This window comes from Nocardia sp. NPDC051900 (assembly GCF_044452545.1).
Classification (GTDB): Bacteria; Actinomycetota; Actinomycetes; order Mycobacteriales; family Mycobacteriaceae; genus Nocardia; species Nocardia sichangensis.
The window spans coordinates 229,733-255,227 of record NZ_JBITBU010000011.1 but is presented as its reverse complement, the minus strand read 5'-3'; the positions used below and the strand labels follow the sequence as shown (position 1 = coordinate 255,227).

General features: G+C 67.7%; 20 protein-coding genes, 2 tRNA genes and 1 pseudogene. 8 read left to right on the top strand and 15 right to left on the bottom strand.

From position 1 onward, the window contains the following. Nucleotides 1-386: 386 nt before the first annotated feature. The 9 genes from ACIA5H_RS21185 to ACIA5H_RS21145 form a co-directional block, all read right to left on the bottom strand. Complete coding sequence (locus ACIA5H_RS21185) at nt 387-1,259, bottom strand: hypothetical protein (RefSeq protein WP_397077128.1); 873 nt, start codon at nt 1,257-1,259, stop codon at nt 387-389. A gap of 82 nt (nt 1,260-1,341) precedes the next feature. Then, on the bottom strand, nt 1,342-3,801 hold the full coding sequence (locus ACIA5H_RS21180; RefSeq protein WP_397077127.1) for a hypothetical protein: 2,460 nt from the start codon (nt 3,799-3,801) through the stop codon (nt 1,342-1,344). Beyond that, nucleotides 3,801-6,320 (bottom strand): ATP-binding protein, encoded by a 2,520-nt coding sequence (locus ACIA5H_RS21175; RefSeq protein ID WP_397077126.1) that lies wholly within the window; start codon nt 6,318-6,320, stop codon nt 3,801-3,803. The genes ACIA5H_RS21180 and ACIA5H_RS21175 overlap by 1 nt, the downstream gene beginning before the upstream one ends. Next, nucleotides 6,320-6,871 carry a hypothetical protein gene (locus ACIA5H_RS21170; RefSeq protein WP_397077125.1) on the bottom strand — a complete coding sequence of 184 codons (552 nt, stop codon included), beginning with the start codon at nt 6,869-6,871 and terminating at the stop codon, nt 6,320-6,322. Before ACIA5H_RS21170 ends, ACIA5H_RS21175 begins: the two co-directional genes overlap by 1 nt. Continuing rightward, nucleotides 6,868-7,071, bottom strand: a complete 204-nt coding sequence (locus ACIA5H_RS21165; protein WP_397077124.1) for a hypothetical protein — start codon at nt 7,069-7,071, stop codon at nt 6,868-6,870. The genes ACIA5H_RS21170 and ACIA5H_RS21165 overlap by 4 nt, the downstream gene beginning before the upstream one ends. A gap of 73 nt (nt 7,072-7,144) precedes the next feature. Beyond that, entirely contained in the window at nt 7,145-8,149 is a 1,005-nt protein-coding gene (locus ACIA5H_RS21160) for a conjugal transfer protein (protein ID WP_397077123.1), read from the bottom strand. 68 nt (nt 8,150-8,217) lie between these two features. Beyond that, nucleotides 8,218-9,342 (bottom strand): GAF domain-containing protein, encoded by a 1,125-nt coding sequence (locus tag ACIA5H_RS21155; protein ID WP_364429660.1) that lies wholly within the window; start codon nt 9,340-9,342, stop codon nt 8,218-8,220. A gap of 373 nt (nt 9,343-9,715) precedes the next feature. After that, entirely contained in the window at nt 9,716-10,609 is an 894-nt protein-coding gene (locus ACIA5H_RS21150) for an ROK family protein (protein ID WP_364429663.1), read from the bottom strand. 50 nt (nt 10,610-10,659) lie between these two features. Continuing rightward, nucleotides 10,660-10,992: a hypothetical protein gene (locus ACIA5H_RS21145; protein WP_397077122.1), complete on the bottom strand. Its 333-nt coding sequence runs from the start codon at nt 10,990-10,992 to the stop codon at nt 10,660-10,662. A gap of 386 nt (nt 10,993-11,378) precedes the next feature. On the opposite strand from ACIA5H_RS21145, the gene ACIA5H_RS21140 reads away from it, so the two are divergent. Beyond that, entirely contained in the window at nt 11,379-12,095 is a 717-nt protein-coding gene (locus ACIA5H_RS21140; protein ID WP_379254299.1) for a MerR family transcriptional regulator, read from the top strand. A 379-nt stretch (nt 12,096-12,474) separates the two neighbouring features. On the opposite strand, the gene ACIA5H_RS21135 is transcribed toward ACIA5H_RS21140, so the two are convergent. Continuing rightward, nucleotides 12,475-12,551 (bottom strand) — tRNA-Pro (locus ACIA5H_RS21135). Nucleotides 12,552-12,598: 47 nt separating this feature from the next. Further along, a tRNA-Gly gene (locus ACIA5H_RS21130) sits at nt 12,599-12,672 on the bottom strand. 990 nt (nt 12,673-13,662) lie between these two features. Between ACIA5H_RS21130 and ACIA5H_RS21125 the strand changes: the two genes are divergently transcribed. Further along, a complete protein-coding gene (locus tag ACIA5H_RS21125) occupies nt 13,663-14,613 on the top strand; it encodes a diguanylate cyclase domain-containing protein (RefSeq protein WP_379254297.1) in 951 nt (316 codons plus the stop codon). Between the two features lie 15 nt (nt 14,614-14,628). On the opposite strand, the gene ACIA5H_RS21120 is transcribed toward ACIA5H_RS21125, so the two are convergent. Together ACIA5H_RS21120 and ACIA5H_RS21115 are read right to left on the bottom strand one after the other, a co-directional pair. After that, nucleotides 14,629-15,441 carry an Fpg/Nei family DNA glycosylase gene (locus tag ACIA5H_RS21120; RefSeq protein ID WP_397077121.1) on the bottom strand — a complete coding sequence of 271 codons (813 nt, stop codon included), beginning with the start codon at nt 15,439-15,441 and terminating at the stop codon, nt 14,629-14,631. Between the two features lie 23 nt (nt 15,442-15,464). Further along, on the bottom strand, nt 15,465-15,938 hold the full coding sequence (locus tag ACIA5H_RS21115) for a ribose-5-phosphate isomerase (protein WP_397077120.1): 474 nt from the start codon (nt 15,936-15,938) through the stop codon (nt 15,465-15,467). A 175-nt stretch (nt 15,939-16,113) separates the two neighbouring features. Between ACIA5H_RS21115 and ACIA5H_RS21110 the strand changes: the two genes are divergently transcribed. Then, on the top strand, nt 16,114-17,223 hold the full coding sequence (locus ACIA5H_RS21110) for a M48 family metallopeptidase (protein ID WP_379254294.1): 1,110 nt from the start codon (nt 16,114-16,116) through the stop codon (nt 17,221-17,223). Nucleotides 17,224-17,263: 40 nt separating this feature from the next. Here ACIA5H_RS21110 and ACIA5H_RS21105 read toward each other — a convergent pair whose 3' ends face one another. Beyond that, a complete protein-coding gene (locus tag ACIA5H_RS21105) occupies nt 17,264-17,905 on the bottom strand; it encodes a disulfide bond formation protein DsbA (protein ID WP_355075946.1) in 642 nt (213 codons plus the stop codon). 179 nt (nt 17,906-18,084) lie between these two features. Between ACIA5H_RS21105 and ACIA5H_RS21100 the strand changes: the two genes are divergently transcribed. The 4 genes and pseudogenes from ACIA5H_RS21100 to ACIA5H_RS21085 all read left to right on the top strand — a co-directional run bounded on the left by ACIA5H_RS21100 (nt 18,085) and on the right by ACIA5H_RS21085 (nt 21,847). Further along, a complete protein-coding gene (locus tag ACIA5H_RS21100; RefSeq protein WP_379254290.1) occupies nt 18,085-19,320 on the top strand; it encodes an NAD(P)/FAD-dependent oxidoreductase in 1,236 nt (411 codons plus the stop codon). Between the two features lie 106 nt (nt 19,321-19,426). After that, nucleotides 19,427-19,813 (top strand): annotated as a pseudogene (locus ACIA5H_RS21095) (YciI family protein); the annotation flags it as partial. 10 nt (nt 19,814-19,823) lie between these two features. Then, a complete protein-coding gene (locus ACIA5H_RS21090) occupies nt 19,824-21,089 on the top strand; it encodes an RNA polymerase sigma factor (protein WP_397077119.1) in 1,266 nt (421 codons plus the stop codon). A 281-nt stretch (nt 21,090-21,370) separates the two neighbouring features. Continuing rightward, complete coding sequence (locus tag ACIA5H_RS21085) at nt 21,371-21,847, top strand: NUDIX domain-containing protein (RefSeq protein WP_397077118.1); 477 nt, start codon at nt 21,371-21,373, stop codon at nt 21,845-21,847. Between the two features lie 3 nt (nt 21,848-21,850). On the opposite strand, the gene ACIA5H_RS21080 is transcribed toward ACIA5H_RS21085, so the two are convergent. After that, nucleotides 21,851-22,687, bottom strand: a complete 837-nt coding sequence (locus tag ACIA5H_RS21080; RefSeq protein ID WP_355075936.1) for a phosphoribosylaminoimidazolesuccinocarboxamide synthase — start codon at nt 22,685-22,687, stop codon at nt 21,851-21,853. A 216-nt stretch (nt 22,688-22,903) separates the two neighbouring features. Between ACIA5H_RS21080 and pepN the strand changes: the two genes are divergently transcribed. Then, nucleotides 22,904-25,486, top strand: coding sequence for an aminopeptidase N (pepN, locus tag ACIA5H_RS21075; RefSeq protein WP_379254284.1), 2,583 nt, complete (start codon nt 22,904-22,906; stop codon nt 25,484-25,486). Nucleotides 25,487-25,495: the final 9 nt, after the last annotated feature.

Sequence of the window (25,495 nt, the reverse complement as noted above, 5' to 3'; positions counted from 1 at the left end):
CCGCCTCCACCCGCGGAGCCACCACACCACCCGGCGCACCCTCAACCGACTGACCCGGCTGCTGAACCGGCGGACCACCCTGCTGACCAGGCACAGCATGACCCGGCACAGGCGGACCAGACGAACCCGGGCTCGCCTGCGCAGAACCCGCGTGACCGGGATCGCCTGCTCCATTCGGCTGACCAGGCCCCGACTGGCCCGGCCCTGGAGCGCCGGACTGCCCCGGTCCAGGAGACGGGCTGCCAGGCTGCCCCGGCACCCCGCCCGGCCGTGGCCGCTGCTGATCCGGCCGGTTCGACCAAGGCGTCACCGGCCCCGGCGGCGCCTCGGGCTCCTCGCCGGTCTCGATCTGGGGCTCTACTTCTGTTGGCGGCATCGCTTACTCATCACATTCCACTGCCGAGCACTCGCTTCACCCGCACGTCGTCCGCACTGGGTATAACCCGTTCCACCAAGCCGCCGCTCGACGAATCGACCGTGACGAGCGTGGTGCCGCTGACCGCGATCCCGACTTCGGTCGGCGCATTGTTCCGGTAGTTCCAGAAGACCAGATCACCCGCCGATACGGCCGAGAGGTCCACCCGCTGACCGCAGGCACCCTGCGCCGCCACGGTATTCGGCAGTACGACGACCGAGGCGCCCGAGCTGTCGGATTGTCCGCACGCCCGCCGAACCGAACTGTCCGGCGGGCGTGCGACGTCCGGCGACGGCGTCTGCGCGCCGACGGGCGCGGTGAGTGAGCACTGCCCCGTCGACTGCGCGGCGGAGGCTCGGTAGATCACCGTTCTGGTGAGCTCGGCGGCATCCATCCGCGCACCGGCACTGCTCTCCGCTCCGCTCGACACGCCTCGCGACTGCGCGAGCGCCAGTTGACGCGCGCAATCGGCGCCGACTCCCGAGCCCACCGTCAGCAACGGCGCGTTCTGATACGGCGCGTCTTTCAGCGCCGTCGCACAGGCGCGCTGCCAGTCGGACGCGCCGGTGTCGTCCGGGGCGATGGTCAGTTCCGCGTACGGGTTGGTGGTGGGAACGGTGGTCACCCCACCCGTCGGCGCGCTCTGCGCCGTCGGCCGCGCCACCGTCGAGGCGCGACTCGCGGTCACCGTCAAGGAGGGGTCGGGCCCCACCGCACTGTCGCACTGGTAATGCAGGTCGGACGCGATCGACGATGTCGCGCCGCCGATGACCAGCACGAGGCCCATCATGAGCAGGAGCATGGCGCCGACGCCCCCCAACACCACCCATACCCAGAGCGGCATCAATACGAGCGTCAGGAGACGACCGATCATCGTGTGCCTTTCTGTGATATCTGCACCACTGTTGTGCCCTCATCGAGGGTGGTCAGCGGCCGCGCGGGTTTCTGAGGGGATTCAGAATCTCGGGCGGAATCTGAGGCAGCGGATGTGCGGGGTCCGGCTGTGGGAGCGAGACGGCACCCGTGATATTCCGGCCCGCCTGCCATTGGTCGGTCTGGGCAGCTTTGTCGATTTCGGAACGCAGTACTCGGATCCGATCGAAGTCGTCGGGATTCTGGGCTACCCAGTTGGTGGCAGCCTGGACCCGCAGGGCATGCTCGTTGGCGATCCAGCTCCTCAACCGGTCTGCTTCGGTTTGATCCAGGTCCCGGCCATTGATCCGCAGCCGCGGGGAACTGCCCGTGACCGGCCCCTCTGCATGGGCCTGCAATGCATCGATCCATGCCTTTCGCGGATTGTCGATGTAGTCTCTGCCGAGTTGGGCCAAATCTTCCGAAATGTGCACACCGCCCTGATAATCACCTCGGTACCGATCGACGCTGGCCTCCAACCCATGGAACCTGGCCATCATCATTCTCGGATTCGTATGGAAGTCACGCTCGAAGTGCTTATGCGCGGCGACGACCCGGCCGAGGTGCTTCGATGCGAGCGGCTCGTCGTCCGCGTGGCGGATGATATCCGCTCGTGCGATGGTCGCCCGTTGCCCTCTCCCCCAGCTGATGCCGGCCATACGGAGGGCGTACTGCACGCTGCCCATCATGCCTGTCGTATGCGCGACATTCTCCGCCGCGAAGGCGGCGGCTCTTTCACTGTTGCGGCGCGCCCCGGACCTCGTTATTCCTTGTCGCGCGAAATCGGCGGCGGATACCCGGTCGTACGCGGAACCGTGCGCGGCCATTCGCAGGTCCCGCGAACTCAGGCCCCTCGCCTTATTCTTCTTGTCGACATGGTCCACCCGCGAGAAGGGACTCAGCGGGTTGAGCCGGCCCCCGAACATCCATGCCGTGACCGGCGAGCTGTTGATGGTGCTGACCGCGCCGAGCATCGCCAACGGGCTCAACGAGTTGGCCGCGCCGGAGTTACCCATACCCAAGCCCATACCCAGTGCGGAGCCGCCACCCCCGCCGCCCCCTGACGATCCGCCACTTTGGATCGCCGCTCCGATACGGTTGGTCACCCAGTCGTTGGCGTCGTCGATATTCCGGCTCAGACGCCGCACCTGAATGATGGCGATGATCTCGACGCCCGCCCCGATGACGAACACCACCATGATCTGACCGTTCGCCGCTCGGAACAGGCTGCCCAGCAATAGCTCGTAGATGCCGAGGGCAATGACGAAGAAGCCCATCTTTCCGGCGGAAATGAATCCGTGCACGACGCAGCGCACGGTGAACGTCTGCGTCGGACCGTAGATGAATCCCCCCGCGGCGAATCCGAAGATCGACGCGAACCCGTAGTAGATGAGGTCGAGCGCGGCCCACATGATCTTGATGGACAAATACGCGGCGAAGGCCAAGAGGATGACCGCGCACAGCAACAGCAGCAGTCCGGCTCCGATCTGACCGACGCCCGGATTCCCCATCGCGGCATACGCGGCGCCGTCGCCGCATGATCTCATGCCGTTGCGCACCCGGTCTTCGCTGCCTGCCGTCATGCCCGCGGACCACGCGGCCCGGCAGGACGGGTTGCTGTCCACGACGTGCCCGGTGTTCCACACCTGCAACGGCAATCGCACGAAGTTGTCCGTCATGGTCGCTCCTAGCGTGGCGACCAACTGGTTCGGATTCGGATTGCTGTTCCCGTTCAGACCCGCCGCGACCGAGAGTCCCAAGTCACGCCCTTGCACCAGCAGACCGTGGTCGGACAAAGCCTCGGACAACGGGTTCGCCAGGAAGAACACGCCGGCGATCGCGAAGACTATCATCGTCGCGACCTGCGTAACGGCCTTGGCGTACAGAGCGCGAACGATGAAATAGCCCACGAAGAACGCACCGATCGCCAGCGCCGTCGATGCCATCAGGGGCGTCGCGATCTGCGCCGTCAGGTTGCGGGCCATCGCTTGCAGTGGCGCGCTGATCAGGTTCAGCCACTGGAAATCCAGCGCCTTGGCCGGGAGCCAGACCCCCGTGATCGATAAGAGCTGCCATACCGCGAACAACGGCATGAGGATGATCCACAGCGCGAAATTGCCCAGGTTCAGCACTCCGCCGCGATCGACCACCAGCATGTAGCTCGACGCATTGACCCCATAGGAGTCCTTGACATTCATCCAGCTGGTCGCGGTGTTGGGTGCGGTTCCCTGAGTCGCGGTGCCCGGCTGGGCAATGGATACCGCGTGCACGAGGCCCGGGAAGACGAACAGCACGAAGAGGGCCAGGACGATCCACGCGGTTCGCCGACGACGACGCGAAGCGGCGATCCAAGCCCGGAATCGCCGGAACACCATCTGCGGCCGCCAACGTTCCGCGTCCCAGAATTGCGGTTCCCAAGGCATCCCGAAGGAAGGCCGATCTAGGCGAATGCCGGAGCCGAGCAAAGATCTCATCAGCGGAGCTCCGTCAGCGCCGCGCGCACGCCGTTGGCGCTGGTCGGGGTGCTGGTGATCGCGGCGGCGCGATCCGGACGCGCCGGACCGAGCACCTTGCCGCGACCGATGCGGTTCAGCGCGTCACGCATGAACATCTCGCCACGACGTTCCTCGGGAATCTGACGACCGGGCCCGACCGGAGGCGAGGTCTCTTCGCGAAGGATCTGCAACAGGAAAGGCGCTTCCTCCAGATCGACGCCCAACCACTCCAAGCTGTTGCGCGCCAGCGTCTCGTCGCGCTGCCGGAAGACGAACCGGTTCGGGATGAGATTGTGCGCCGCGCCCTGGAAGTCGGTGGCGGGGTCGTGCGAGGCGAGCCCGATCGCGGCCAAGTGCTTACGGCCGTCGCGACTGAAATCCGAAGTGACCGCCGAGCCGACCTGCGTCTGCGTGAAATGGTGGGCTTCGTCGCCGACCAACAGGCCGAACCTGCCGTTGTCGGAGAGGAAAGCCTCCCGTGCCGCCACGCCGACGAGTTCGTACAGCGCCGTGCCGAGCCGTTTCGTCAGCGGCAACCTGTTGTACAGGTGCGGGGTGGTGAGTTCCTCGGCGCTCGGCAGTTGCAGGTGGTGACTGCGGACCACGGTCGCGGCGGCATCCAAGCGCAGCGGTCGCAGCTTGGGATCGAACAGCACGGGCACCCGCTCCACCACGGTGCCGAGCCGCGCCGCCAGATCGGCGTACTCCTCGCCTCGCTCGGGGTGCTCCCGCAAGCGGCGCACGACATGGAACAGATCGAGCAAACTCTTGATCTTGTGCTCGGCCATGCCTCGTGGTGACAGCAGATTGCTCGCGGCCGCGCCCGCACCGGAGGTCGGCGACAGATCCAGCAGCGGAAGGATCGAGTCCAGTGCGCGTTCTCCCGCGATCCGCGGACTGAACAATCGCAGCGGATCCAGCGAGACCGTGGGGTTCGCCAGATCGATGATGACCGCGTCATCGATCGACCGCGCGAAATGCTCCCACTCGCCGACCTGACTGCGGTCGATGGCGAGGAACTGCCCGCCCATGTCGTGGACGAGCACCGCCATCAGCTTGAGGAAATACGACTTGCCCGAACCGAGTTCGCCGGTCACCGCGAACGAGGCGGACAGGTCGTGCAGCGCGGCCTCCATGATGCCGAAGTGGATCGGCTCGAAATGGCCCGACAGCAGGTTCACCCCGATCACCGGCCCGCTGTCGTCGCCGATCTGACTGGTGGTGAACGGGACGAAACCGGACCACATGTCCGAGGGGACGATATGGGCGAAATCGTCGAAGGCCCGGCGCGGCGGGCTGCCGGGGATAAGCATCGACCACAGGTCGACCTGCGCGCCGACCGGCGCGGTCATATCGACCTGGAACCGCTTGTAGCGCCGCTTGAGCGTGTTCACCGCGTCCATCGTGGCGTCCCGTGTCGGCCCGCCGATGGCGATGACCGTGGTGAACGAGACCTCCGATTCACCGCCGTTGACTTCGAAGTGCTGGTTGTATTCACCGAGCATCTGTGCCTTCGACGCCAGCGTGTTCTGTGCGAACGAGATCTCCTGGTCGCGCTGGTCCATCTGCTCGCCGAGCCTGCGCAGGCTGAGCTCGTTGTTCTTCAGCACCTCGTCGGCGGGTTTGGTGGAGATCCGCATGCCCCAGTCCACGGTGACGTCGCCCAGGCCCTCCAGCACATTGAGGAACTCGCTGCCCCCGGGAAACGTCATGCCCGCGTATGGGAACGAGTGCGGCGTCAACATCGCTTGATATGACGGGCGGTAATCGAAATCGGGCTGCACCACCTTGATCACGGGGACGAACGACGGCCGGATACGCCGATTGCTGTCGGCCTGGGCCCCCTCGTCGAGCGCGGCGGAGCGGAACACCGCCGCCGTCGCGTCGTCCAGCGCGCCGGCTCGGGTGGGCGCCACCGGATCCCCGGCCGCCCCGCGGGAGAGATAGTGCTCCCAGAGCCATTGGAACAGGGCCGCGGGCACCGGCATCGGATCGAAGTCACCCCCGATCCTGGACAGGATCTCGTTCGCCTTGTCGTCGTATTCCTCCAGGTCGGCACGGGAGATCGCCGTCGCGTCGACCGTCGTGGTGCTGCCGCGCCACAGGCGCGACAACGCGGACATGCTGGAGTTGCTGGCGCCGACCGGAATCGACAGCAGGAAGATGCGGGTCTGCGGCATGATCGCGTGCACCCGCTCGTAGGAGGCGACGACCTCGTCGGCGTAGTCCTCGCACTCGTCCAGATCGACGCCCTCCACCATCTTGGTGAGCACATCGATCGTGTTCAGCCGCGCCTGGATGCCCAGCAGCAACGACCCGCTCGGCAAGTTGGTGACCAGCGCGTGGTGCGCCATCTTCACGTCGTACTTGTCGCCTGCCTTGCGCAACCCGTAGCCGAGCGGATTGATGAAATAGGTCGCGGTCACCAGGCCGGAATGGGTGAACTGAAGATTGCCGCGAATCGCCGCGGTGGGCTGTAGATCTCGTCCGAGTGCCATCAGGGGCGTCCTCCGGGGGGTGGGCTGTCGCCGTTACCATCGCCTTCATCGTTGCCGCTCAGCCGCAGCCACAGGTCGGTGACTTTTCCGCCACCACTCATCACCTCGAGCATCCGGACACCGGACTTCGGCTCGGCGGCCACACCAGCATCGACACGGTCGGGCAGTAAAAGGACCACGCTCTCCTCGACGAACACGGTGTGGCGGGCGGAGTCACCGGTGATCGGCATGCCGGAGGCGGACACCGGCTTGCGATAGACGATGAGCCTGCCCAGCCAGAAAGCACGCGAGATCATCCGGACGCCCGTGTACGGCACGAGCCCGAGCGCGAAGACCGCCAAGATGGTCAGCGCCAGACCCGTGATGAACGTGACGGCCGGGTTGAGCGGGAAAGTCATGGCGCACACCGACGTGACCGACAACGTCCCCACGCCGGCCGCGATTTGCGGCAGGGTGTAGGGGCCGAACGGAAGCTTCTGCCCGTTCTGCGCCTTGCCGATCATCGTGGGCACACGTTTGATCGGCGTGAACACCTTGATGACTTGGGTCATCGATAGCCACCGATAGGGTGATCGGGGACGATGAGGTTCGCGTCCGTGCGCGCGTAGTTGATGGTCGTGGGCAGAATCCAGATCACCACCCCGGCCATCAATCCCGATCCGAAGACGACGATGATCCGCGCCGGCGACAACCTCGATTTCGCTGCCTCGGAAATCACCACACCGATCGTCACGATGGCGATGATGATCATCCCGCCCCATCGGACAAAGATCAGGATGCCATAGAGGATGTTGCTGAGATTACCCATCGGGCTGCCTCTCGGATCAGTTCTGTGTCGCCGGCGGAATCGTCACCGTCGGCGAGGAAGACGAGGTGGAAGTGGGCGGCGCTCCGCCGCGGGAATCCTGACCGACGACTACCGCCAGCGGACTCGACAAGGCGGGAATCGGATCTATGGACACCACCTGCCACTGGCCCGCGTTGCGGATCATGGTGAGCGGGTAGGCCAGCGTCGCGGTCGCTCCCGTATCGGCTTTGGGGTTGACGGTGGCCAGCACTTGGGCCTTCGCGCCGCCGGAGCCGCAGCTCGAATCGTCCGTGGTGAGCGAGGTCAGCTCGACGGCGGTGAAGGGCGGCGGTTTCAGCGCGGCCAGCCCGGCATCCGGAGTGATGTACCGGGCCACGTCGCCGTTCCCGGCCAGCATGGCACTCAGGAAACCCGCCGCGACCTGTCCGAGCGGAGTATCCGGCGCGCAGGGCGCACCGTAGGCCAGTTTGAGATCGACGCCCTTCGAAGGAGCCTGGACGAGGGCAGGTGTCGACAGCGCACGCAGCCGCCCGTCGGATACCGAGACCGCGACACGGTAGAACTGCCGCTGATCCGGCGCGGTCGCGGCGCCGACTTTGCCGACTCGGACCGACACCGTCACCGACCAGACTTCGAGCCCGCCCGCCGAGAGCGCGCGCGATACATAGACGACCGAGGGGTCGGAGACTTGGCGCGCTGACGAAGGCAACGTGATCTGCTGATTGGAACCGACGTATTCGCCGATCCGGTCCTGTTGTCCCGCGACGGCGCTGAGGTAGGCGACGACGAACTGCTCGGCGTAAGAACCGGCCAATTGCGCATGCCCGACGATTGCCGTCGTCGAATCATCCGACGGTGCGGGTGGACCGGAGTCGAAGACGCTGAGAATCGCGTGGCCGCCGCCGAGTACGGCGAGAACGGCGAGCACCGCGACCACAATGTTGTCGCGACGGCGGCGGGCGGCCATCCGGCGAAGCAGTGCCTCACCCGAATCTGCCGACTCACGAACGCCTGTCCTCACTCCCGAAATGGTAGAGAGCACAGGCGTTGTTAACCGGCCGGTAGTTCCCACTCGTGGGAACTAAACTGTCAGCAGGCCGGGTTGCTTTTCATCCTGCCCGCGAGCCAATGACGCAATTGTTCGTCGTAGCCGATCGGCGCGTTGCGCTGCCGCGGTTCCAGCACCTGGCGATGGGTTTCCAGCAACGGAACATCGTCGGCGACACGGACCAGCTGGGCGATCGCCAGCTGTCTGCTGGAGTACCCGGGATAGGGGTAGAGGAGCAGCGACGTGGGCGTGTAACCGCCGCCGTAGTTGAGTACCCGCAACGTCACACCGCAACTGTCGCCCGACCGCAGCCGTTCGCCGAGTTCCGCCAGCCGGGGACGGTCGTCCGGATGGAAGACGTCGACCGGACGGAAGAGGTAGTCCCACCGCACCCACGGCGCGGGATCGGTGAGCCAGTGCGAGATGCTGGTGTGCTCGAGCTGGACCACGGCCAGATGCGTACCCGCCCGGCGATGCGCCTCCCGCAATCCGATTCGTTCCAAGGTCGGCCACGCCGCAGGCGCGTTCTCCGAGGTCACGTCCTCGATCAGCCACCAAGCGCCGCGCGTGCGGTCGTCGTCGCGGGCACGAATGGTGATCCGCCATTGGGCCGGGCGCCCGAATCCGTGTATCACGGTGGTGTCGAATTGCATTCGCTCACCGGGCTTGGGGTCGTAGAGCAGATCGAGCATCTCGGCGTGCCGGTCGAAACTCGATACCCGGTGGAACAGTTCCGCGATCGACATCCTGGGGACGTACTCTTCGGCGGTACTGCCGGACAGCCGCGTGATGCCGCTCGGTTGCTGAATGGTCTGACTGCTCAGGTCCCAGATGGCGCCCACCGCCGGGCGCAACGGAGGCACCCGCTCGGACGCGGGGCCCAGCCACAGTCGCACCGCGTGCACGTCGCCCGCCGGACCGAAGATCGGGCGGATGAGCAATTGGTGCCGCCCCGCCCGCGTCTGAATGGCGAGGTCGACGTCCTGCGCCTGATCGTGCGCGGTCTGGATCGCCTCCGTCAGCCCTGCGGTCGTGAGCTTGTCGTACAACGCCGGTGTTTTGGACAGGGTTCGCTGCAGCACCCGCTGCCAGCTCGCGAACTCACGCGGCGCATCCCCCACCGACGCCACGGACATGCCGTCCGGCGTCAACGTCTCGATCGTCACCCATGGAATCACTGCGCCACTTCGCTTCGCACTTGCCCGACCAGCCGTTCCTCCGGGTCCGCCAACCCGGATGAGACATTGTGACTCAGGCAATGTACCGTTATTTAGCGGCGCAATCAACTCCGTGACATCGCCGCCCGTTCCCATGAAGTCTCCACCATGTTCACGTAGCACGCGCAGCCGTGTTCATTTTGTTCACGTCCGCTTCGGGAGAACCCCCCTTCCACCGGCGCGCAGCCCAACGGCACATCCGCCGCAAACTGGTCTACAAGATCAACGGAAGCCGTCGACCGCAGCCGACGGCATTCCCTCGGCAATCCATGCGCGGCTTGAATTCGCTCGCGCGCAGGGCATTACACCACCGCGCGATCGATCAGGCATTCTTTCCGGACAGGGCCAGCACACCCGCGCCCATGATCGTCGCGACGTCTCCCAGCTGCGAGGGAAGCACCCGCAATCCGGGCAGAAAGCTCAGCCTGGCATGCGTGGCGACCGCCTCGCCGAGTGGTTTCCACAACGCGGGCCCCGCGGCGGCGAGCGAGCCGCCGAGCACGACGAGGTCGAGATCGAGCAGTGCCGCCGTGGAGGCGATCGCGCGGCCGAGCGCCGTTCCGGCTCGGCCGAGCGCCGCGGCGGGAATGTCCTCGCCCACGCGGGCGGCGTCCAGCAGTTCCTGCACCGACGCGCCCGCCCAGCCCTGCTCCCGCGCCCAGCGCACCACGGCCAGGCCACCGGCGACCGCCTCCAGGCAACCGCGGCCGCCACACGAGCACCGATCGTCGAAGCCGGGAACCAAGACATGACCTATGTGCCCCGCGTTGCCGGTACGCCCCACCAACACGAAGCCGCCGACGACCACCCCGCCGGTGACGCGATCGGAGACGTTGAGCGCCAGACTGTCCATCACTTCGCTCGTCGCGCCGAAACCTCGCTCCGCCAGCGCCAGGCAGACGCCGTCCAGCGCGAGCGGAACCTGTGCTTTCGGAAACAACTTCCGCGCGGCTTGAACGATGCCGAAACCGGCTCGCCATTCCGGCACCTCGGAAGGCGCGATCACCCCCGCCGCCATGTCGATCGGCCCGGCCGAAGCGATGCCGAGGGCGGTGACCTCGCCACCACCCGCGACCTCGAGCAGCAGATCCTGGCATTTATCCCAGGCGCCCGTCACCGGGATCGGGATCCTCCGGACGTCGTCGGTGTCGACATCGTCCGCGACCCGGGTCGCCGCGAAGCCCGACGACCCGATCTCCAATGCCAGCACTGTCATGAGTTACGCACCACCGAAGGACTCGACGCGAAAAGCTGCACGCAGCATAGTCACAGACCGTCGGTGCCGGTCGGCTTCAGGGGCTGCCCGAGCACGATGTGCCGACGGGGTGCGGGAAGAGTGGATATGGTGCGCAGCGGACGCGGGCCGTTGCGAATGATGCGCATAGGGCGCTTGTGGTCGATCGGCGCGGCGCGGTGCCGGTCCAGGTTCTCGATGACGCTGCCGGAGTTGTCATAGGCGACGCCGGCCCAGATCATCGCGCGGGGACCGTCACCCCGGGTGGTCAGCGTCTGCGCCAATTGGCGGCACTGCGTGAGCAGCGGGCAACTCTGGCAGGTGCGCACCGCCGCTCGCCAGGCATCCGGATTCCCGCTGTCCATGTCCCAGTTGTCCGGGACGTCGGCGCACGGGGGCCGCTGGTTCGACTTTGCCGGAATCGACGAGATCTTTGCTGACGCAATGGATCCCGTGTCCATCGGAAGGGTTCGCGTAATGCTCATAGCCATCTCCGGGGATGCCGAGCACACACCTCTGGCAGGTGCGTGGCCCATGGATCGGACGTCATCAGGGCTGCTCAACAGTCCCCGGAACCCAGCCGCGATAAGCTGGTCTACGCACGGTAGCCCACTGTTGCCCAGCACACAACCTTTTGTACCGCTATGTAACGGCTCGTTGACCTTCAAGCAACACCCAGCTACCGTCTTTAACGGCACGTTATGAAACGGACCGTTTTCCACGGGGGCCCGACTATGGTTTCCTTTTAAACATGGCTGCAGACTCTGAATTCACGATCGACGAACTGGCACGGGCAGCCGACACCACCGTGCGCAGCGTCCGCGTGTACCACGAGCGAGGTCTGCTGCCCTCGCCGGAGGTGCGCGGGCGGATCGGGTACTACGGGTCGGACCACCTCAACCGGCTGCAAACGATCAGCCGCTTGCTGGGGCGGGGCATGAAGCTGAACGGGATCAGGGAACTGCTCGAAGCCTGGGACCGTGGCGACGGACTCGCCGATGTACTCGGAGTGAAGAGTCAGAACGCAGCCGAAGCAGACCCGGAAGCCACCACCGAGCCACAGGACAGCTACGCGGAGTTGCCGGACTACGCGAAGCAGGCGCTGGCCTCCAGCGAGGACCCGCTCGAGGCGTACCGGGTGACGAATCCACGGTGCTGCGATCTGGCCACCCGGCTGCACGACACCGGGCTGCCTACGCAGGACACGTTCCAATTGGTCGAACGTCTGCGCGCGGACTGCGATCGCATCGCCGACCGCTTCGCCACCGAGTTGTTCTACCGGCTGGCCGGGCAGACCTACGAGGAATCCGCACGAACCCCGCGGGATCGCACGAAACTGGAGACCGATCTGGCGATCGCCCGGTTGATCGTCACCCGCGCCACGTCGGAACTGATCGATCAGGCGTTCGCCCGGCACTCCGAGCTGCCGCCGGTGGCCACCAGCCCGCAGGGGCAAGCCGAACAGTGACGGCGCGGGCCGCGAACCGACCGTTCTCTTATTTCCATCCGGCGCTGTCGAATACTTAAGTAGACAAATCCGTTCGAGCCTTTCGAGCGCTGCACCGGTGACGGCGACCCGAATGTCTCGTATCCCGATCTCGCGCGTCGAACCCGACGGCCGGCGAATCGTCGAACTCGGCTACTCAGGACCGGTGCCGAAGGGTTGCCACGGGGTGTCCGGCGACCGCAGCCGCAGACGGAAGTCTCCGCGCCTTCCCCATGGCCGCCGTCGCACATGGGCGAAACCCGCTGGGATACGTAGGTATACCGATCCGATGATCGAAGGCGGCGCGGCGGCGGCACCGCCTGCCGATCGAGATCCGAGCACGAACCTCACCCCCGAACGATGGTCGGGGTGACAGGATTTGAACCTGCGACCCTCCGCTCCCAAAGCGGATGCGCTACCAAGCTGCGCTACACCCCGTGGCCCTCGCGGCGACGCGGCGGCCGCCGACGAGGATGAATGCTCCGTGGAGCGGGTGACGGGAATCGAACCCGCACCATCAGCTTGGAAGGCTGAGGTTCTACCATTGAACTACACCCGCAGGCATACGACACCGATGGGATCGCCACGATGTCGTGTGCGATCCGACTGTACCGAACCAGGCTTCCGAAACGCCAATCAGCCCCCCGCGCAGCGCGATCTCGCAGGTTGCCCGCCGAAGCGCTCCAGGGTTGCCGCATCCAGTGTCGCACGTCGGGCGCGCGGGCACGCGGCAGCGCGCGTCGGAAATTTTTAAAGGTGATTTTTCATTGAAACTCTGGCGTGTCGGATTCCGGTGGGCGAAACTCAGATGACACAGATGTCACGCCAGGAACTTCGCTCGAGGGAATTCCGATGAGGACCGCACGACTCGCTGTCACAACCGCCGCGCGCGGCGTGTCGCGCAGCCACGGCCACGATACCGAGCAGGGTTCCGGGCGCTCTGCGCCGAGAAGTCTTTCCGGCGAACCCTCGGCCGATCGCACGGCAACCCGCTGGCCGGGAGAGCGGGATGACACCGACATCGCGCCACTGGGCGGCGAGCGGCACCCGAGCCGGTTCGGCCCGAGGACCGCGAGCAGGCGCCCACCTCCAGCACGCCAGGAACAACCATTCGCAACTCGACAGGGAAGACGAGGACGTCGCGTGCGAGAACCGATTCTCGTGAAGCAAGCGGCGCGTGGACGGTCCGGACCGCCCCCGTGGCTCACGCACCACTCTCCGCACACCTCGTACAGCGTGTCGCCAGCGCGTCGCGCCGCGATTTTGCAGCGAACGGGAATCCGGTGTAACACCAACGCGACGGGAACGATCACATACCCGATCGCCATTCGCCAGGCGTCGAGAACACGTTGCAAATCGCCGCTTTTCGATGCCGAGTGGCTTGCTAGGATCCTTTTTGCCGGACGGGGGTATCTGGAAAGGGGGCGGTGAACGTGCGCCGAACCAGGTGGACGCAACCGCGTAGCAGTGGGAACGATCAGGGTGACGCCGGCGCCTGTGTGACTACAGGGCACCTGGGTACCGACGTCGCCCACACCGGGTGAGTCCGATGTCGACCGACATCGAGCCCCCGGTAGCCGCTATGGCCCGAGCATGGGCCCGTGCGGTCTGCGCCGAGCCCGGTTCGGGCGCGGCGCCCCAGCAGTTGGAACCGGTGCTGATCGAGATCGTCGAGCGCCTGCTCACACTCGCGCGCTGCGAGCCGTTCCCGGTTCCGGAAGCACGCATGCTCGGGGCCCGGCTCGCCGACGCGCCGTTCGACCGGATCCGGATGCTGGCGCAGGCCACGCGCTGGCTGCTCGGCTTCCCGTCCGGCACGCCCGGCTCCCTGGTGGCCACACGCTGGCCGTTCATCGCCAGTCAGGCCATCGACAGTTACGCCCAGGCGCTTCAGGAGCGCGCTCTCGCGCAACAGGAACAGAACCTGTCGGCCAAGGTGTCGCTGCGCGTGCAGGAGATCGCCGCGCTGCAGCACCGGTTGCGCCACGAGGCCACCCACGACGCGCTGACCGATCTGGCCAACCGGACGCTGCTGCAGGACAAGGTGCGCCTGATGGCCACCGACCCGACGCGCGGCGTCGGGTTGCTGCTGATCGACCTGGACCGGTTCAAGCAGATCAACGACGGGTACGGGCATGCGATCGGTGACGAAGTGCTGGTCGAACTGGCCGGCAGACTGCGCGAAGCGTGCCCGCCGGACACGGTGATCTGCCGGTACGGCGGTGACGAGTTCGTGCTCGCGACCAACCCCCGCCACAACAACCTCGGTGACCTCGCGCATCGGATCGTGGCCGCGCTGCGTGACCCGGTCTGGTCGTCGGCCGGGCCCGTTCCGGTGTCGGCCAGCGTGGGCACCGCCTACAACCCGCCGGGCAGCCCGCTCGATTTCACCGATCTGCTGCGCCGCGCCGATCGCGCGATGTACTCCGCGAAGACGGCCGGTGGGCGCCGCTTCGCCCTCGCGGACGAGCCGGACATCGACACCGCCGTCGCCGGCTGACCCGGCCGATCCGGGTCAGCCGGGTTGACAGGTGGGGCACCAGAAGAGATTCCGCGCCTGCATCACCTGATGGGCGATCGGCGTCTCGCACAGACGGCACGGGGCGCCTTGGCGGCGGTAGACATAGGTGCGCGGGCGATCCGGGGCATACGAGGGCTCGCCGTGATCATGTTCGGGCCGCACCACGACCATCTTCCCGACGCGCACCCCTACCCGCATGAGCGCGACCAGATCGGACCACATGTCCGCCCATTCGCCCGCGGACAGCTCCGTACCCGGACGATGCGGGGAGATCCCATGGCGGAAAAGCAATTCCGCGCGATAGACGTTGCCGACCCCCGCGACCACCTGCTGGTCCATCAGCAGCGCGCCGATCGGCCTGCGGGAACGATGGACGCGCTGCCACGCCCGGTCCGGATCGGCGCCGCGCCGCAGCGGATCAGGACCGAGCCGGTCGGTGAGCGCCGTCACCTCCGGCGGCAGCAGGATCTCGCACGCGGCAGGCCCGCGCAGGTCGGTGCCGAAGCCCGGCTGCCCGTCCGGCTCCCCGGACAAGCGCATCCGGACCTGCCCGACCGGCTCCCCCATCGGCAGCGCGGATTCGGTGAACGTGCCGTACAGGCCGAGATGCACGTGCACCACCAGTCCCGAGTCGTAGTGGTGCAGCAGGTGTTTGCCCCACGCCTCGGATTTCGTCAGCACCTGCCCGTCAACCCGGGCAGCGCCCGCGGCGAACTTGCCTTGCGGGCTCGATACGCTCACCACACCGCCCGCGAGCCGACGCTGATGCAGCCGCGCCAGGCGGTGCAGCGTATGTCCTTCCGGCACAGCCGATTACGACCTCGGTGCGCTCAGTACGCGGGAACCGCCGGCGCGATGCCGGTCTTCTCGTACTCGGCCAGGATGTCGATGCGACGCTGGTGGCGCTCCTCGCCCGACCAGGGGGTGGAGATGAACGCGTCCACGATGGCCAGCGCCTCCTCGGTCGAGTGCATGCGGCCGCCGATGCCGATCAGCTGCGCGTTGTTGTGCTCGCGTGCCAGCTTCGCGGTCTCCACGCTCCAGGCCAGCGCGCACCGGGCGCCGGGCACCTTGTTCGCGGCGATCTGTTCGCCGTTGCCGCTGCCGCCGAACACCAGGCCGAGGCTGCCGGGGTCGGCGACGGTCCGGCGGGCCGCCTCGATGCAGAAGGCGGGGTAGTCGTCCAGCGCGTCGTACTCGAGCGCGCCGCAGTCGACGACCTCGTGGCCCGCCTGCTCCAGATGGGCCTTGACGTGATTCTTCAGTTCGAAACCGGCATGGTCGGCACCCAGGTAAACGCGCATGGCAGGCATTGTGTCAGGTGGCCGCCGCGCGGCGGCGAGAGGGCTTGCCCCGCGATTAACACCGCGGCGGGCCCGCGCGAATCGACTGATGCGCCAGTTGTGTTCGCGGCCACAGTGCCCGATGACACGGCCGACGCGCCGACCCCGTTCCCGGCAACTGAATAGAGTTCATTCCATGCAGCCGTTCGAACCCCAGCCGTCCGACCAGGCGGGCCGACAGGCCGACCCGTACGCCCAGCAGGGCGGGTGGGTCTCGGATCGGAGCACGCCTGCCGCGTCGTACGGCCAGCAGTACACCTCGGGCTCCTATCCGTCCGCGCCCCCGGCTGCGTATCCGGCGCCCTATGGCTCCTACCCCGGCGCCCCGGTGCCCCCCGGAGCTCCGCCGCAGCGGCAGCCCCGCGGTCTGTCGCCGTTCGGCATGCCCGCACGGCACAGCTGGGAGATACCGATGCTCGTCGTCGTGGTGGTGTTCACCGTGTTCGCGTATCTGATCGCGCTGGTGCTGCTCGCCACCGGGAACTTCGACCAGTACGTCCTCGCGTTCGCGGCTGCCCCGCTGCTGCTGTGGTTCGGTCGCGGCATCAACTACGCGGGCCAGCGGGTGAACGGCGTGAAGATGTCGCCGACCCAGTTCCCCGAGGGCTATCAGATGGTGGTGGACGCCGCCGCTCGCTTCGGCATGGCGAAGGTGCCGGACGCGTACGTGGTGCTCGGCAACGGCCAGATCAACGCGTTCGCCAGCGGGCACGGGTTCCGGCGCTACGTAGTGGTCTACAGCGATCTGTTCGAGATCGGCGGCGCCGCACGCGAACCCGACGCGCTGGCGTTCATCATCGGCCACGAGGTCGGTCACATCGCGGCGGGGCACACGTCGTACTGGCGGCAGCTGGGCATGTTCCTGGTGCCGTTCCTGCCGGTCGTCGGCAACAGCTTGATCCGCGCGCAGGAGTACACCGCCGACAACCACGGCTTCTGCAATCGGCACACCGGCGCGTCCGCCGCCATGGGCACCCTGGCCGCGGGCAAGTACATGAACCGGCTGGTCGGCTTCGACGAGATGGCCGACCGGGCGGCCGTCGAGAAGGGCTTCTTCGTCTGGATGGTGAACGCTCTGTCCAGCCACCCCGTGCTCACCTGGCGGATGTGGGCGCTGCGCGATCGCAGCAGGCACGGGAAGCTGTTCCTGCGCCCTGCCCCGCCCGCGGGCGCCGGTGTGCCCGAAGGCGGGTACGCGAGTTCCTACGGCCAGGTGCCCGCGAGCCCGCCGAAGTCCGCGTTCTGACCGGGCCGGGTGCCGCGCGACGGCACCCGGGCGCGGGTGCTCAGTCGAACGACGGATCTTCGGTCCGCGTGCGCTTCAGCTCGAAGAAGTGCGGGTAGGACGCCAGTGCCACCGCGCCGTCCCAGACCTTGCCCGCTTCCTCGCCGCGGGGAATACGGGACAGCACCGGACCGAAGAACGCGGTCCCGTTGATGTGGATGGTCGGGGTGCCGACGTCCGGTCCCACCTTGTCCATGCCCGCGTGGTGGCTCTCGCGCAGCGCCTCGTCGTAGTCGGTGCTCTCGGCGGCCGCGGCCAGCTCGGCGGGCAGACCGACCTCCGCCAGCGCGTCGGCGATCACCGCGGCGAGGGTCTCCTTGCGGCTCTCGCGTTCGTACTCGGCCCGCCGGTTGTGGATGCGCGTGCCCATCGCGGTGTACAGCGGCGACAGCACCTTGTCGCCGTGCTCCTGCGCCGCGGCGATCGCGACGCGGACCGGGCCCCACCCCGTGTCGAGCAGTTCCTTGTACTGCGGCGGCACATCTCTGCCCTCGTTCAGCACCGACAGGCTCATCACGTGGAACCGGGCTTCGATGTCGCGCACCTGCTCGACCTCGAGGATCCAGCGGGACGTGATCCAACACCACGGGCACAGCGGGTCGAACCAGAAATCGGCGACGTCCTTGGTGGCTTCGTCGGTCACGGGCGGCTTCCTCTCGATCGCAAGCGGACGGGCGGCCGCGCACTGCGCCGCCCTACCGAGCAACCACGCCGGCGCGCGATTCGTTCCCACTCGCGGCATCCGTTTTCCCGAGCGGCGCGCACGGCTGCCAGTAGGGTTGACCGGCAGGTGCTTGGTTCCCTTCGGAGAAGGAGTCCGCGATGAGTTCTGACCAGCATTTCGTCATAGTCGGCGGCGGACTGGGCGCGGCCAAGACAGCAGAAGCTCTGCGCGAGAAGGACTTCGAGGGAAGCGTGACACTGATCGGCGCCGAGGAGCACCTGCCCTACGACCGGCCGCCGCTGTCGAAGGAGCATCTGCTCGGGAAGAAGGCGCTGCCGGAATTCATCGTCGATCCCGCGCAGTGGTATCGCGACCACCACATCGACATCCGCCTCGGCACCACCGTCACCGGGCTGGACCCCGCGGCCAAGACGGTCACCCTGCCCGACGGTTCCACACTGTCCTACGACAAGCTCGCGCTCGCCACCGGCTCCACGCCGCGGACATTGCCCGTTCCCGGCGCCGACGCGCCGAACGTGTACACGTTGCGCACCATCGAGGACTCCGACACGTTGATCGAGCTGTTCGGCAGCGCGACGCGGCGCCTCGTCATCATCGGCGCCGGCTGGATCGGCCTCGAGGTCGCCGCCGCGGCCAGGGCGGCGGGCGTCGAGGTGACCATCGTCGAACGCGCCGACCTGCCGCTGCTCGCGGTGCTCGGACCGGAGATGGGCGAGGTGTTCGCCGATCTGCACCGGGCCAACGGCGTCGACTTCCGGTTCGGCGCGCAGGTCGAGGCGATCACCACCGAGGACGCGATCGCGACCGCGGTCGCCAACGGCGTCCGGCTCGCCGACGGCAGCACGATCGAAGCCGACGCGGTGCTGGTCGCCGTCGGCGCGCGCCCGAACGTGGAACTGGCCGCCGACGCCGGTCTCGCCGTGGACGACGGCGTGCTGGTCGACGAACGCCTGGCCACCAGCGATCCGGACATCGTCGCGGTCGGTGACATCGCCGCCCAGCAGCACCCTGTGCTCGGCAGGCGGGTCCGGGTGGAGCACTGGGCCAACGCGCTCAACCAACCCGCGGTCGCCGCCGCGACCATGCTCGGCAAGCAGGCTTCCTACGACCGGCTGCCCTATTTCTTCACCGACCAGTACGACCTGGGCATGGAGTACACCGGGTACGCCGCGCCGGGCGAACACGCCAGGGTCGTCGTGCGCGGCGACACGGCGGCACGCGAGTTCGTGGCGTTCTGGCTGGACGGGGACAACCGCGTGCTCGCCGGGATGAACGTGAACGTCTGGGACGTGACCGACCGGATCAAGGAACTGATCCTGGCGGGCGAACCGGTCGATCCGGATCGGCTGGCCGACACCTCGGCCGAGCTGTGATGTGGATCACTGCACAGATGTGTCGAACGCGCGCGGCGTGCTCCGACCTCCTCTCGGGCGCCACCGGAGCGCTCCCAGCGACCGAACGCCGGAGAGGAAATCGACCGTGAAATACATGCTGCTGAAGACCTACGCACCCACCAAGTACTGCGACACACCGATCAACGAATGGTCCCCGGAAGAGATCCGAGCGCACATAGACTTCCAGCGCGCGCTGGGTGCGCAACTGGCCGAGGCGGGCGAGTTGGTGGACGCGCAGGGATTGGCCGGGCCGGAGGAGGCGCGGATCGTCAGTTCGGACGGCCGGTCGGCGCCGGTGGTCACGGACGGGCCTTTCCCGGAGACCAAAGAGTTCTTGGCGGGGTACTGGATCGTCGACGTGGACAGCCCCGAGCGGGCCTACGAGATCGCGGCGCAGGCCTCCGCCGCCCCCGGCCCCGGCGGCAAACCGATCGGCGAGTACATCGAAGTTCGCGCGGTGATGGGCGCCCCGCCACCGAGCAATGAGCGACCGGAGTGCGGTGCCCGACGACACACCGCTCCCGGCGAGCACCGAGGACCTGCTGCGCGCACTGGCGCCGCAGGTCCTCGGAACGCTCGTCCGCCGCTTCGGTGATTTCGACACCGCAGAGGACGCGCTGCAGGAAGCGCTGCTCGCGGCCGCGACCCAGTGGCCGACGGAGGGCCTGCCGGACAATCCGCGGGCTTGGCTGATCCAGGTCGCGCAGCGCCGCATGGCCGACGCCGTGCGCGCGGAGGTGGCCCGGCGGCGCAGGGAGACCACGGCTTTCGACCGCGAGGTGCCCGACGCCGTCCCGGTGGACCACGACGACACGCTGACCATGCTGTTCCTGTGCTGCCACCCGGCGCTGACGCCCGCCGCCGCCATCGCACTGACGCTGCGCGCGGTGGGCGGACTCGGCACCGAACAGATCGCCCGCGCCTTCCTGTTACCGGAAGCGACCATGGCGCAACGGATCACACGAGCGAAGAAGAAGCTGGCCACCGTCGAGCGGCCCTTCGCGCAGCCGGGCGATCAGCGGTGGCGCGAGCGGCTGGGCGCGGTACTGCACGTGTTGTACCTCATCTTCAACGAAGGTCACACCAGCAGTTCAGGGCACACGTTGCAGCGAACGGACCTGTCCGATGAGGCGATCCGGCTCACCAGGGCGGTGCACCGGCTGCTGCCCGGCGACAACGAGGTCACCGGGTTGCTCGCGTTGATGCTGCTCACCGACGCCCGCCGGGCCGCACGCACCGGCGCGCACGGCGAACTCGTCCCACTGGCCGAACAGGATCGCGCGCTGTGGGATCGTGCGCTGATCACCGAAGGGACGACCTTGGTCACCGGCACGCTCTCCGGCGGCTTGCGCGGGCCCTATCAGATCCAGGCGGCCATCGCGGTCCTGCACGCGCAGGCTCCGCGTGCCGAGGACACCGAGTGGACCAAGATCCTCGCGCTGTACGACCGGCTCGAACGGCTCTCGGACAATCCGATGGTGACGCTGAACCGGGCGGTGGCGAAGGCGATGGTGGCGGGGCCCGAAGCCGGTCTCGCGCTGGCCGAGACCCTCGACGAACACCTGTCGGGTTCCCACCGGCTCGACGCCGTGCGCGGCCATCTGCACGAGATGGCCGGTGCGATCGACGCGGCCATCGCCTGCTACACCAAGGCCGCCGCCCGCACGACGAGCGTCCCCGAGCGCGACTATCTGACCATCCGTGCGGCACAGCTGCGCCACGGGGCACGAGTGAACCTCCCCGACTGAGCGGGTGCACGAATGGTCGCGGTGGCAGCGCCGGATCGGCGAATGCGAGCACGTCCGCCGACAGCCGGGATCGCCGGACGTGATCGTGGTTCGACCCGGCACGGCCGCTCGGGATGCCGGGTGGCGCCGCCGCACCACACCGGACCCGGCAAGTGGAGCCCTTCGCACTGCGTGGCACTTCGAGCGGCGGGCGTGGCGGCCGAAAGCGGTCGCTCCGGCGACGCGCCGGGCACCGGCATGCGAGGGCACTCGGCCGATCGCGACGGGGCAGACTACCCGGTGTGGCAGGCAAACACAGTGCGGGAGTCCTTCTCTTCCGCCGGAACTCCGACGGCGCCGTCGAGGTATTGCTCGGACACATGGGCGGGCCGTTCTGGGCGCGAAAAGACCTGGGCGCGTGGTCGATTCCGAAGGGCGAGTACGAGCCGGAGACGGAGGACGCCGAGGTCGCGGCGAGCCGGGAGTTCGCCGAGGAACTCGGGCTGCCGGTCCCGGACGGCACGTGGCTGCCGTTGGGCGAGGTGCGTTACAGCAGCGGCAAGAAGGTGCTCACCGTCTGGGCCGTCGAAGGCGACCTCGATCCCGCCGCCGTGGTACCGGGAACCTTCCAGCTCGAATGGCCGCCGCGCTCCGGCCGCCTCGCGGAGTTCCCCGAGATCGACCGCGCGGACTGGTTCGACGCACCCACCGCGCGAGACAAGCTCGTCGCGGGGCAGCGGCCCTGCCTGGACCGGCTGACCGAGCTGCTCGCGGACTGACCGCTATCGCGGCACGCCCGCCCAGGTCCGGCCGGTGATGAGTTCGTAGGCCTCCACGTACTTCTGGCGGGTCGCCGCGACGACATCGGCCGGGATCTCCGGGCCGGGCGCCTCCTTGTTCCAGCCCGTGGAGGTGGACCAGTCGCGGACGAACTGCTTGTCGAACGAGCGCTGCGCGCGGCCCGGCTCCCACTCGTCGGCGGGCCAGAAACGCGACGAATCGGAGGTGAGCACTTCGTCGCCGAGGGTGAGCACATCGCCGTCCCAGCCGAATTCGACCTTGGTGTCCGCGACGATGACACCGCGTTCGGCGGCGTGCGCGGCGCCCCTGGCGTAGATGTGCAAGGTGAGTTCGCGCAGCCGCTCGGCGACCTCGCGTCCCTCCTGGTTCACCACGTCCGCGAAGGTGATCGCCTCGTCGTGCCCCTCGGACGCCTTGGTGGTCGGTGTGAAGATCGGCTCCGGCAGCTTGTCGCCCTCGCGCAGACCGGGCGGCAGCGCGATCCCGCACACCGAGCCCGTCTGCCGGTATTCCACCAGCCCGGACCCGGTCAGGTAACCGCGCGCGATGCATTCCACCTGCACCATCTTCAGCGGCTTCACCCGAATGCCGCGACCGGCGAACTCGGCGGGCACGTCGGTGGCCGAGACCACATGGTTGGGCACATCGGTGAAGTACTCGAACCACCAGTTGGACAACTGCGTGAGCAGGGCGCCCTTGTCCGGGATCGGCGTCGGCAGCACCACGTCGTACACCGAAACCCGGTCGGACGCGACCAGCACCAGCGTGTCGCCGTCCTCGTACAGGTCACGCACCTTCCCGGCGTGCACATGCTTCAACGTCGAGCCTCCGAATCCCTGGGGTGAACCTGCGCTGTACCAGGCACAATACCGCCGCCCCCGAGCACCGCCGCCGCGCCGTCCGCCGCACACAGCGGACCGGTGGGTAAGTGCCGCGAACATTAGGGTTGATCGGGAAAGTCCCGCGCGGCCTGCCACCCCGAGGTGGCATTGTGGGTTTTGCCCGTGCCAGTTCTTCGACCACGAAGGAGCCTTATGTCCGCACCCAACCTCACTCGCGACCAGGCGATCGAACGCGCCGCGACGGTGTCGGTCGAGAACTACCGCGTCGAGCTGGATCTGACCGACGGCGCGGGCAAACCGGGCGAGCAGACCTTCTTCTCCCGCAGCACCGTGACCTTCGGCGCGACACCGGGCGCGAGCACATTCGTCGACATCGTGGCGCGCGGCGTGCGCTCGGCGGTGCTCAACGGGACCGCGCTGGACGTCTCCGGTTACGACGAGTCGACCGGGATCACGCTGACCGACCTGGCCGAGCACAACGAGCTGGTGGTCGAGGCCGACTGCGAGTACTCGCACACCGGCGAGGGTCTGCACCGGTTCGTCGACCCCGCCGACGACGCCGTCTACCTGTACTCGCAGTTCGAAACCGCCGACGCCAAGCGGATGTTCGCCTGCTTCGATCAGCCGGATCTGAAAGCCACCTTCGACATCGCCGTCACCGCACCGGAGGACTGGCAGGTCGTCTCCAACGCGGCCGTGGTGCAGACGCTCGTGGCGGAGCCGGGCAAGCACGTCTTCCGCACCACCCCGAAGATGAGCACCTACCTGGTCGCGCTCATCGCGGGCCCGTACGCGCAGTGGACCGACGTCTACACCGACGACCACGGCGATATCCCCCTCGGCATCTACTGCCGCGCCTCGCTCGCCGAGCACATGGACGCCGAGCGGCTGTTCACCGAGACCAAGCAAGGTTTCGGCTTCTACCACCGCAACTTCGGCGTGCCGTACGCGTTCGGCAAGTACGACCAGCTGTTCGTCCCCGAATTCAACGCGGGCGCGATGGAGAACGCGGGCGCGGTGACCTTCCTGGAGGACTACGTCTTCCGGTCCAAGGTCACCCGGGCGTCCTACGAGCGTCGCGCCGAGACCGTGCTGCACGAGATGGCGCACATGTGGTTCGGCGACCTGGTCACCATGAAATGGTGGGACGACCTGTGGTTGAACGAGTCGTTCGCCACGTTCGCGTCGGTGCTGTGCCAGTCCGAGGCCACCGAGTACACCAACGCCTGGACCACCTTCGCGAACGTGGAGAAGTCCTGGGCCTACCGGCAGGACCAGCTGCCCTCCACCCACCCGATCGCCGCCGACATCCCCGATCTCGCCGCGGTCGAGGTCAACTTCGACGGCATCACCTACGCCAAGGGCGCCAGCGTCCTCAAGCAGCTCGTCGCGTATGTCGGGCTGGAGCCGTTCCTGGCGGGCCTGCGCGCGTACTTCGCCGACCACGCCTACGGCAACGCCACCTTCGACGATCTGCTGTCGGCGCTGGAGAAGTCGTCCGGCCGCGACCTGTCCACCTGGGGTGCGCAGTGGCTCAAGACCACCGGATTGAACATCCTGCGCCCCGACTTCGAGGTGGACGCCGAGGGCAGGTTCACCTCGTTCGCGGTCGTGCAGGAGGGGGCACAGCCGGGCGCGGGCGAGCGGCGCGTGCACCGTCTCGCGGTCGGCGTCTACGACGACCAGAACGGAAAACTGGTGCGCACCAAGCGCGTCGAGCTCGACCTCGACGCCGCCGAACGCACCGAGGTACCCGAGCTGGCCGGCGTGCCGCGCGGCCAGTTCGTGCTGGTCAACGACGACGACCTCACCTACTGCTCGATCCGCCTCGACGCCGGTTCGCTCGACGTGCTGGTCAACCGCATCGCCGACATCGCGGAGCCGCTGCCGCGCACGCTCGCCTGGTCGGCGGCCTGGGAGATGACGCGCCAGGCCGAGTTCCGCGCCCGTGATTTCGTCGCGCTGGTCGAGCGTGGAGTCGGCGCCGAGAGCGAGATCGGTGTGGTGCAACGGCTGTTGATGCAGGCCAACACCGCGCTGGGCAGCTACGCCGAGCCGGAATGGGCCGCGACCACCGGCTGGCCGGAATACGCGAACAGGCTGCTGGAGCTGGCGCGCGAAGCAGAACCCGGCTCCGACCACCAGCTGGCCTTCGTCAACGCGCTGACCGGCGCGAAGTTGTCGGCCTGGCACACCGAGGTGCTGAGCGAGCTGCGCGACGGCGACCCGGCGAAGGTCGGGTTGCCCGGCCTGGTGGTCGATACCGACCTGCGCTGGCGGATCGTGTCGGCGCTCGCGGCGGCGGGCGAGATCGATGCCGAGGGGCTGCACACTCCGGTCATCGATGAGGAGCTGGCCAACGACCCCACAGCCGCGGGCAAGCGGCAGGCGGCCGCCGCAGCGACGGCGCGTCCGATCGCCGAGGTGAAGGAGCAGGCGTGGGCGACGGTGATGGGCGACGATTCGGTACCCAACATCACCGCCCGCTCGATCGTCGGCGGCTTCGCGCCCGCCGGGCAGGGTGAGCTGCTCGCCTCCTACGTGGAGCGGTATTTCGCCGAGGTGCCCGGCGTCTGGGAGCGTCGTTCCAGCGAGGTCGCCCAGACCGTGGTGGTCGGCCTCTACCCGCACTGGGCGATCAGCGAGGACGCTGTGGCCGTCGCCGACAAGTTCCTGGCCGGCGATCATCCCCCGGCGCTGCGCCGGCTGGTCAGCGAGGGCAAGGCGGGGATCGAACGCTCGCTGCGGGCCCGCGCCTTCGACGCACAGCCGTAGACGAAACCG

Bases quoted from the DNA above. Each gene is read 5' to 3' on its own strand.
- pepN (WP_379254284.1), top strand. From the start codon at position 22,904: ATGTCCGCACCCAACCTCACTCGCGACCAGGCGATCGAACGCGCCGCG.
- ACIA5H_RS21170 (WP_397077125.1), bottom strand. From the start codon at position 6,871: ATGACCCAAGTCATCAAGGTGTTCACGCCGATCAAACGTGTGCCCACG.
- ACIA5H_RS21145 (WP_397077122.1), bottom strand. From the start codon at position 10,992: ATGGACAGCGGGAATCCGGATGCCTGGCGAGCGGCGGTGCGCACCTGC.
- ACIA5H_RS21125 (WP_379254297.1), top strand. From the start codon at position 13,663: ATGTCGACCGACATCGAGCCCCCGGTAGCCGCTATGGCCCGAGCATGG.
- ACIA5H_RS21150 (WP_364429663.1), bottom strand. From the start codon at position 10,609: ATGACAGTGCTGGCATTGGAGATCGGGTCGTCGGGCTTCGCGGCGACC.
- ACIA5H_RS21090 (WP_397077119.1), top strand. From the start codon at position 19,824: ATGAGCGACCGGAGTGCGGTGCCCGACGACACACCGCTCCCGGCGAGC.
- ACIA5H_RS21175 (WP_397077126.1), bottom strand. From the start codon at position 6,320: ATGGCACTCGGACGAGATCTACAGCCCACCGCGGCGATTCGCGGCAAT.
- ACIA5H_RS21100 (WP_379254290.1), top strand. From the start codon at position 18,085: ATGAGTTCTGACCAGCATTTCGTCATAGTCGGCGGCGGACTGGGCGCG.
- ACIA5H_RS21110 (WP_379254294.1), top strand. From the start codon at position 16,114: ATGCAGCCGTTCGAACCCCAGCCGTCCGACCAGGCGGGCCGACAGGCC.
- ACIA5H_RS21180 (WP_397077127.1), bottom strand. From the start codon at position 3,801: ATGAGATCTTTGCTCGGCTCCGGCATTCGCCTAGATCGGCCTTCCTTC.
- ACIA5H_RS21185 (WP_397077128.1), bottom strand. From the start codon at position 1,259: ATGCCGCTCTGGGTATGGGTGGTGTTGGGGGGCGTCGGCGCCATGCTC.
- ACIA5H_RS21115 (WP_397077120.1), bottom strand. From the start codon at position 15,938: ATGCGCGTTTACCTGGGTGCCGACCATGCCGGTTTCGAACTGAAGAAT.
- ACIA5H_RS21165 (WP_397077124.1), bottom strand. From the start codon at position 7,071: ATGATCATCATCGCCATCGTGACGATCGGTGTGGTGATTTCCGAGGCA.
- ACIA5H_RS21140 (WP_379254299.1), top strand. From the start codon at position 11,379: ATGGCTGCAGACTCTGAATTCACGATCGACGAACTGGCACGGGCAGCC.